The 1,325-nt window shown below is 65.9% G+C and carries 1 protein-coding gene; it reads left to right on the forward strand.

Annotated elements, in window-relative coordinates:
• Positions 1–192: 192 nt before the first annotated feature.
• The gene (locus AB0M62_RS34845; RefSeq protein WP_366078334.1) at positions 193–1,041 is read left to right on the forward strand and encodes an IS5 family transposase; all 849 of its coding nucleotides are present in this window, start codon (positions 193–195) and stop codon (positions 1,039–1,041) included.
• Positions 1,042–1,325: the final 284 nt, after the last annotated feature.

The following is a 1,325-nucleotide window of genomic DNA, read 5'->3' on the forward strand; positions in this document are numbered from 1 at the left end:
GTTCTGTGGGCATTGATCCGTGACGGACGGTGCTTCCAACGCGAACTCCCTGTCACAGTCGCGGCTTGACAACGTCATTAGGAGGTGTTCGGTAGAGGTATCCCCCTATCCGTCCGATCTGCCGCGAAGCGAGATGGACGCGTCTTCATGATCTCGTAGCGGGCGGCGCTTCGGGGCTGTATTGACTATGTGGTGACCGAACGACGTGCGTATCCCTCGGACTTGAAGGACGACCAGTGGGAACTTGTCGAGCCGTTGCTGCTGGAGTGGCGGGCTGCTCGGGTCGAGGGCCGGGAGCCCACTACTGACCTGCGTGAGGTCGTCAACGCGATCCTCTATGTCGCCCGCACTGGGATCGCGTGGCGGTATCTACCTCATGATCTGCCGCCTCACACGACGGTCTACGGCTACTTCCAGGCGTGGGAGGCGGACGGCACCGCCGAGGAGATCCACGACACGCTCCGTGAACAGTTACGGAAGAAAAAGGGACGCCGGATCCTGCCCACGGCTGCAGTGATCGACGCGCAGACGGTGAAGGCGTCGCCGAATGCACCGGACGCCACACAGGGCTACGACGGCGGGAAGAAGGTCAAGGGCCGCAAGCGGCACATCGCCACTGACACCCTGGGGCTCCTGCTGGTCCTGATCGTCACGGCCGCCGGCGTGCAGGACACCAACGGCGGAAAGCTCGTCGTCGACGTACTTTCCGCGAAGTTGCCCAGCGTGACGAAAGCCTGGGTGGACGCCGGCTACAAGGCGAAGATGATCGCCCATGCCTCGGACCTCGGCATAGATGTGGAGGTCGTCTCACGGGATGCGGAGCAGAAGGGCTTCGTGGTCCAGGAGGTCCGGTGGCGCGTGGAGCAGACTTTCGGGATCATGAGCCGGTACCGGCGTCTGCACCGCGACTACGAGGCACTGCCTACCCGGTCCCGGTCGATGATCCACTGGGCCATGGTCAACTCCATGAGCCACCGGCTGACCGCCAGCCCGAACAAAGTCGGGCAATACCTCCGCCCGAAACCTTCCGCGGCAGCCTAAACCGGTACCGAACACCCTCTCACGCTCGCCGGGACCCGGAACGGCGCCAACGTCACCAGTGCCCCCGGATACACCTTCCACGGTGACTTCTTCAACGCGTGGGACGAGGGCGAGTTGCAGCGGCGCGTCAGCAAGTGCATCAACGAGGGCTTTATCTGCGGGACGGACGGCAACCCGATCCAGCAGTGAGCCACCCGGCCGCCTGGGCCGGACAGCGGTCGGGGGGGGGGCGCCCCGCGGGCGCGCCCCCCCCCCCGCGCCGCGCCCCCCCCCCCCCCCCCCCC

It is taken from the genome of Streptomyces sp. NPDC051219, assembly GCF_040682335.1.
In the GTDB taxonomy this organism is placed as follows: Bacteria; Actinomycetota; Actinomycetes; order Streptomycetales; family Streptomycetaceae; genus Streptomyces.